5 protein-coding genes and 1 pseudogene are annotated in these 6,487 nt (G+C 59.3%); 5 read left to right on the top strand and 1 reads right to left on the bottom strand.

Features of this window, described 5'->3' with window-relative positions:
* Positions 1-347: 347 nt before the first annotated feature.
* Positions 348-947 (bottom strand): LysE family translocator, encoded by a 600-nt coding sequence (locus tag KVT39_RS13170; protein ID WP_217589262.1) that lies wholly within the window; start codon positions 945-947, stop codon positions 348-350.
* A gap of 188 nt (positions 948-1,135) precedes the next feature.
* Here KVT39_RS13170 and KVT39_RS13175 point away from each other — a divergent pair.
* The 5 genes and pseudogenes from KVT39_RS13175 to KVT39_RS13195 all read left to right on the top strand — a co-directional run.
* A pseudogene (locus KVT39_RS13175) lies at positions 1,136-1,216 on the top strand (integrase core domain-containing protein); the annotation flags it as partial.
* A gap of 706 nt (positions 1,217-1,922) precedes the next feature.
* Complete coding sequence (locus KVT39_RS13180) at positions 1,923-2,642, top strand: thioesterase II family protein (RefSeq protein ID WP_175749088.1); 720 nt, start codon at positions 1,923-1,925, stop codon at positions 2,640-2,642.
* Between the two features lie 156 nt (positions 2,643-2,798).
* The gene (locus KVT39_RS13185) at positions 2,799-3,749 is read left to right on the top strand and encodes a UDP-glucuronic acid decarboxylase family protein (RefSeq protein ID WP_034182242.1); all 951 of its coding nucleotides are present in this window, start codon (positions 2,799-2,801) and stop codon (positions 3,747-3,749) included.
* 198 nt (positions 3,750-3,947) lie between these two features.
* Positions 3,948-5,258: a diaminobutyrate--2-oxoglutarate transaminase family protein gene (locus KVT39_RS13190; RefSeq protein ID WP_034182243.1), complete on the top strand. Its 1,311-nt coding sequence runs from the start codon at positions 3,948-3,950 to the stop codon at positions 5,256-5,258.
* A gap of 78 nt (positions 5,259-5,336) precedes the next feature.
* Entirely contained in the window at positions 5,337-6,323 is a 987-nt protein-coding gene (locus KVT39_RS13195) for a TauD/TfdA family dioxygenase (protein WP_175749090.1), read from the top strand.
* The last annotated feature ends 164 nt before the right edge of the window (positions 6,324-6,487 follow it).

A 6,487-nucleotide genomic window follows, 5' to 3' on the forward strand; every position in this document is an offset into this window, starting at 1 on the left:
CATGTACGTAACCTCTGCGACACACCATAGCAGTGTTCACGATGGCACAGCTCGCAAAATTTCATATCAATCTCAATTGATCCAGAGAAATACTCAATCCGGAAAATATCGACGGAATATTTTCCGGCAAATTATTTACTTTTTAAAAATGAAATCCTGTTTTTAATTTTGATCGTGCGCGCTGAAGAATTTATTGTATAAAAATTTGAAATGAACGACTGAATTCACATAAAAGAAATAGGGTCGTCGCCATTTCTGAAACAAAGATGTCAACCTTTGCGCATTTCGGTGGTCTTGACCTGCTCCCCGCGTTTATAGGGTGTTATGAACTTTGCCGCTGACAAGATCTAGCGGTTGAGTACGGAAAACGCCAGCGTGCCCGCGAACATCAACAGCACTACCGACGCACCGCGAAGCAGCGTTCCGGTATGTGTGGCCAGAGACCGGCGCGCCGTCAAGACGCCGCCGATGGTAAGCCACATCGAACCGATCGTTACGGCGAGCGCCGTGAAGACCGCGATCGAGCAGAGATAGAACGGAACCGATACGAAAGCCTGCGGGGGAAAGATCGCAGTGGCGAACAATAACGCCTTCGGGTTCATGGTCGTCGCGACGAACATGTCGCCAAAGCCGATGGCACCCGACTGGATGTCTTCAAAGCGTGGGCTTTTCCATAGCTGCAGGGCGAGATAGCAAATATAGGCCGAGCTCCCCAGCTTCAGCACATCGTAAAGCCACGGCCGTGTGGCCGCGAATGTCGCCAGGAAGAAACCCCACAGTGATATCGCGAAGCCATAGCCCAATGCCTCTGCAACCAGGAGAGGCGACGATTGCCGGAAGCCGACCTTGATCCCTGAGGACAGCAGCAGGGTATTTGTCGGCCCTGGCGTGGCCAGGACCAGCGAAACGTAAAGTGCCATCTTCAACATCACTTGCAATGTCGGCATCTTGCTTCCTTGGTGTCGATGACGATCGCCACGCGTCGGGGCGAACCGTCGTATTAGTTGTTGGTCGTTCTGCATTCGGGCAGCTGTTGGCGTTCATAATAAGCGCTCGCGGTGCTCAGTAATCGTGCTAACGGCGATCAAGCGAAAATCGCCTGGTTTCAAGGGGTTTGGGGGAATGGCGCTTTTGCATTCGGCTGGGCAAGCCGGTGGAGAATGCCTACACCGAGAGCTTCAACGGACGGTTCCGCGATGAATGCCTCAACGATAATTCGGTAACCTGAATGATTTTACATAATGCTGATGATCGATTTTTTTGGTTGTAGCAGCCATATCCTAATGTCGTGTTTTTGACTGCTGACATGCTGGCGGCGGTTTGGACTGCCGGACCACATCGTGGGCCATCCTGGACTGATCACCATGAGCATGCGGGGGCTGGATCGTCTGAAGGTCGTGGAAGCCGTGATCGAGCAGCGTCTGATGCCGTGGCGAGCCGCGGAGAGGAAAAAGCGCAACAAAACCAGCCTTAAACCTGGACATTTTTAAATGGCCGGCAGATGCACATCCGAATTTGGGTATGACATCAGCGGGTGGGCTCGACATTTTCGACCATGCGCGTCCCCTTTTCCTACGACATACATCCACGCGGCCTCATGTTTAACTCATGCCAAACCGGATCGGGCGTATTCCGAATCCGGGCGGCACGCACCTTGAATGTTCATGAGCAAATCGATGCTTCCATGACTTCCGGTGCGCTTCACGCACTGCCTTGGTACAGCGATGACGAACCGGCTATCGGCGTGTGAACCGCGGCGCGCTTGGCTGTCGCGCCCGTTTCTCTCCAAGTGAAGATTGCCGATGCATCGCCATGGCAACCATGACCGGAACTTTAATGGTGAAAAACGCCGAACACGTGAATTTCCGCAGCGCGATCTCATGCGCGCCAGTAGCAAGTGAGCCGCTCGAGTACCCGCTCGCATGCGTCTGATCTGTTTCCCCTACGCGGGCGGCTCGGCCGCCGTTTATCGTGGTCTGCACGCCTTGTTGCCCGGCATCGAAGTGCGCCGTCATGAACTTGCAGGCCGAGGCAGCCGCCTGTCCGAGCCTGCCGTACGAGACATGTCGACGCTGATCGACGCGTTGCTGCGCGACCTGGACAACTGCTTCGATCGTCCCTTCGCACTGCTCGGACACAGCATGGGCGCGGCTATTGCCGTCGAACTGGCGCTGCGGCTTCCGGCCCAGGCGCAACCGAACCTCCGGCATCTGTTCGTGAGCGGGCGCGCCGCACCGGGCAAGGAACGACCTGTTCGACGCATGCAGGCGCTGGACGACCGCGCTTTCCTCGATGCACTGCACGAGATGGGCGGCACACCGAAGCCGGTGCTGGACAACAGCGAACTGATGGCGCTGCTGATGCCGGCGCTGCGGGCGGATTTCACGATGATCGAAAACTACCGGCCCGTGCCCGGGCGCAGGCTGGCGGTGGACATCACCGCATTCGCGGGCCGCGCGGATGAACAGGTCCCCGTTGATTCCGTTGCAGGCTGGGGCGCCGAGACGACCGGGCAGTTCGATTTTCACGTCATCGAAGGCGATCATTTCTTTATGAGAAGCGAAATGCGGGCGATGGCCGGCATCATCGCGGCGCGCCTGCGGCGCGCGGAACACGTTGCGTCGAGCGCACTGCAGGCATGACGGGCCGATCCTCGCGATCGGCGTGCCGGCGGTGCCGTGACCGTCGAATGAAGAGGCTCGCGCGTCCTCTCGGCTTCCATGCCGGAGCCGCGGGCCGGTCGAGCATGCGTGGAGGCCGCGCGTCGCTTCCTTGCGCGCGATACCTGGAGTGCAATTGTGCAACGTAATCGAAAGCGAATCCTCGTAACAGGCGGCGCGGGTTTCCTCGGTTCGCATCTTTGCGAACGTCTGGTCGAACTCGGTCACGACGTATTGTGCGTCGACAACTATTTCACCGGCACGAAGCAGAACGTGGCTGCGCTGCTCGGCAACCCGAGCTTCGAGGCACTGCGCCACGACGTGACCTTTCCGTTGTACGTCGAGGTGGACGAGATCTACAACCTCGCCTGCCCGGCTTCGCCGATCCACTATCAATTCGATCCCGTGCAGACCACCAAGACCAGTGTGATGGGCGCGATCAACATGCTGGGGCTCGCCAAGCGCACGCACGCACGCGTTCTGCAAACCTCGACAAGCGAAGTGTACGGCGACCCCGATGTGCATCCGCAACCGGAGAGTTACCGGGGCAACGTCAACCCGCTCGGGCCGCGCGCCTGCTACGACGAAGGAAAACGTTGCGCGGAGACCCTGTTCTTCGACTATCACCGCCAGCAAAACGTGCGAATCAAGGTGGTACGCATCTTCAACACGTACGGGCCGCGCATGCATCCCAATGACGGCCGCGTGGTTTCCAACTTCATCGTGCAGGCGCTGCGCGGCGACGACATCACGCTGTATGGCGACGGCAGCCAGACCCGGGCGTTCTGCTATGTCGACGATATGGTCGACGGTTTGATCCGGATGATGGCCACGCCCGCGGACCTCACCGGCCCGATCAATCTCGGCAATCCGCACGAGATCGCGGTCAGCGAACTTGCGCAGATCATTTTGCGCCTGACGGGCTCGACGTCGCGGCTCGTATTCCGTCCGCTGCCGAAGGATGATCCGACACAACGTTGCCCCGATATCGGCCTCGCACGCACCCACCTCGACTGGGAGCCGACGGTCGGGCTCGAAGCGGGGCTCCGGCGGACCATCGACTATTTTCGCGCGACCATGCCGGCTTGACGCCGCATCCGGAAACCACGCTTCGATGATCGGGATGCGATGGCATGACGTCGTGACGTTGCATCGCCGGTGTCCCATTTTTACGTGACAGACGCGATATGGACTACATGGTCCAATCAGGCCGTACCGTTACGCCATTGGCCAGGATGCAGCGATGCCAGTGTCCATCAATCCGCCTCGCAAGCCGGATCTCCGCGCATGGAAAAACTCGAGTATCTGAAGCATGTCGAATCGAAGGCGCGAACCTACGCGACATCTTTCCCACGGCTGTTTACCCATGCCAAAGGCATACGCGTACGCGACTCCGAGGGGCAGGAATACATCGACTGTCTGTCAAATGCAGGTACGCTCGCGCTCGGACATAATCACCCGGAAGTCAATGAAGCCGTCATGCGGTTTCTGTCGTCCGATCAAATGCAGCAGGCACTCGACCTGGCGACGCCGGAAAAGCACGCGTTCGTCGAGCAGCTTTTCTCGCTGTTGCCCGAGAAGATCGCCGAATCCGGCAAGATCCAGTTTTGCAGTCCCAGCGGCGCGGATGGCGTCGAAGCGGCTATCAAGCTGACCAAGCACCATACGGGCCGCTCGACGATCATGGCGTTCCACGGCGCCTACCACGGCATGACGGCCGGTGCACTCGCCGTGTCGGGAAATCTCAAGCCTAAATCGGCCGGCGGCAATGGACGCGACGTTCATTTCCTGCCTTATCCCTATGCTTTTCGCTGCCCGTTCGGCACCGATGGCTCGGCGACCGATCAACTCAGCATCAACTATATTCGGACCGTCCTGTCCGATCCCGAGAGCGGGATAACGAAACCGGCGGCAATCATCGTCGAAGTCGTGCAAGGCGAAGGGGGTTGCATCCCCGCTTCCGACGCCTGGTTGATCGAATTGCGCAACCTGACGCTGCGGCATGAAATCCCGTTGATCGTCGATGAAGTGCAGACCGGACTCGGTCGAACCGGCGCGCTGTTCGCGATCGAACATTCCGGCATCCAGCCGGACGTACTGGTGTTGTCGAAGGCATTCGGCGGCGGCTATCCATTATCGGTGGTGGTCTATGACAAGCGCCTCGACACCTGGCCGCCCGGCGCGCACGCCGGCACCTTTCGAGGCAACCAGATTGCGATGGTGGCCGGCTTGTCGACCATGCGCATCGTCGAACGAGACGGTCTGCCGGCGCACGCGGACAGAGTCGGAAAACTGCTGGTTGCCGGCCTCGAGGGGGTTGCCGAACGCTTCCCCTGCCTGGGCCAGATACGCGGCCGCGGCCTGATGATCGGCGTTGAAGTCGTCATGCCCGGCCCACATGGCCAAACCGGCCCGACCCATGCAGAACTGGCAAAAGCCATCAAGCAGAACTGCCTGCGAAATGGACTCGTCATCGAAACCGGCGGCCGCAACGGCGCGGTACTCCGGTTCCTGCCGCCGCTGATCGTTTCGGAAGCGGATATCCACGAGATTCTCAATCGCTTCGAGCATGCCGTGGAAACGGCGTGCCGTGCATGACCACACCGCGGCGCGACCACGCAGACCGACCGGTGCGGGTTTCACCGTGATCCACGTTCAGAAAAGGGACTATCGACCATGCTGGGCATGACGGAACGCAAGCTGCTTGCCGACGGGAGCTCTCCGTGGCTGCTGGAGCCTGCGTCGAATGGGCGCGATATCGTGCTGGCGGTGAACGACAACCGAGCGGAGCTGGAATCCCGGCTTCTCGAACATGGCGCGCTGCTGTTTCGCGGCTTCGACGTTTCGTCCGTGGGCGACTTCGAAGCGTTTGCCAACGCGATTTCGACCCATAAGTCCGACTACGTCTATCGTTCCACTCCGCGCACCTCGATCGGCAACGGCATATTCACCGCAACCGAGTATCCGCCGAGCGAGACGATCGCACTTCATTGCGAAAACGCGTATCAACGAAGCTGGCCGCTGAGCGTGGCATTCTGTTGCCTCACTCCGGCCACGACCGGCGGCGAAACGCCGATTGCCGACATGCGCGAGGTGAGCCGCAGGATCGGACCGCGCATCCTGCAGAACTTCGAGGCGAAACAGGTCCGCTATGTCAGGCACTACCGGCGGCACGTCGACATTCCGTGGGAAACCGTCTTTCAGACCTCCGACCGCGGCCAGGTTGCGGCCTTCTGCGCAGACAACGGCATCGAGCTCGAATGGCTCGACGACGACACGTTACGCACCGCACAGATCAACCAGGGTGTGGCTTACCATCCGGTAACCCGCGACAGGGTGTTCTTCAATCAGGCACATCTGTTCCATATCTCGAACCTGGAAGCATCGCTCGCCAGTTCGATCGTCAGCCTGTTCGGCAATGACCGAATTCCGCGCAACGCTTTCTATGGCGACGGGAGTCCATTCGATCTCGCCGACATCGAGCAGATCCGCAACGCATTCCGCGAATGCGCCATCACGTTTCCATGGCAACGAGGCGACGTCCTGCTGGTCGACAACATGCGCTTCGCGCATGGCCGCAACCCGTTCGAGGGCGAGCGCAAGGTCGTCGTGTCGCTGCTGGACCCGTACTCCCCCGACAGCGAAGAAATGGCCGACCGTTAGCCGGCGCGAGCGTACGAATCAATAAAAATCCGGATTGATCAAGTGCGCGAAACGCCATGTCCATGGATTACGGGGCAGACGGCGGATTAGAGCGATGCTCTAATTTCAATACCATCCAATTCAGCAAGCAAGCTTGGCGGGATCGCCGCAACTGGTCCTGAGGA

Origin of the sequence: Burkholderia sp. GbtcB21 (assembly GCF_019091065.1) — a bacterium.
Classification (GTDB): domain Bacteria; phylum Pseudomonadota; class Gammaproteobacteria; order Burkholderiales; family Burkholderiaceae; genus Burkholderia; species Burkholderia pyrrocinia_C.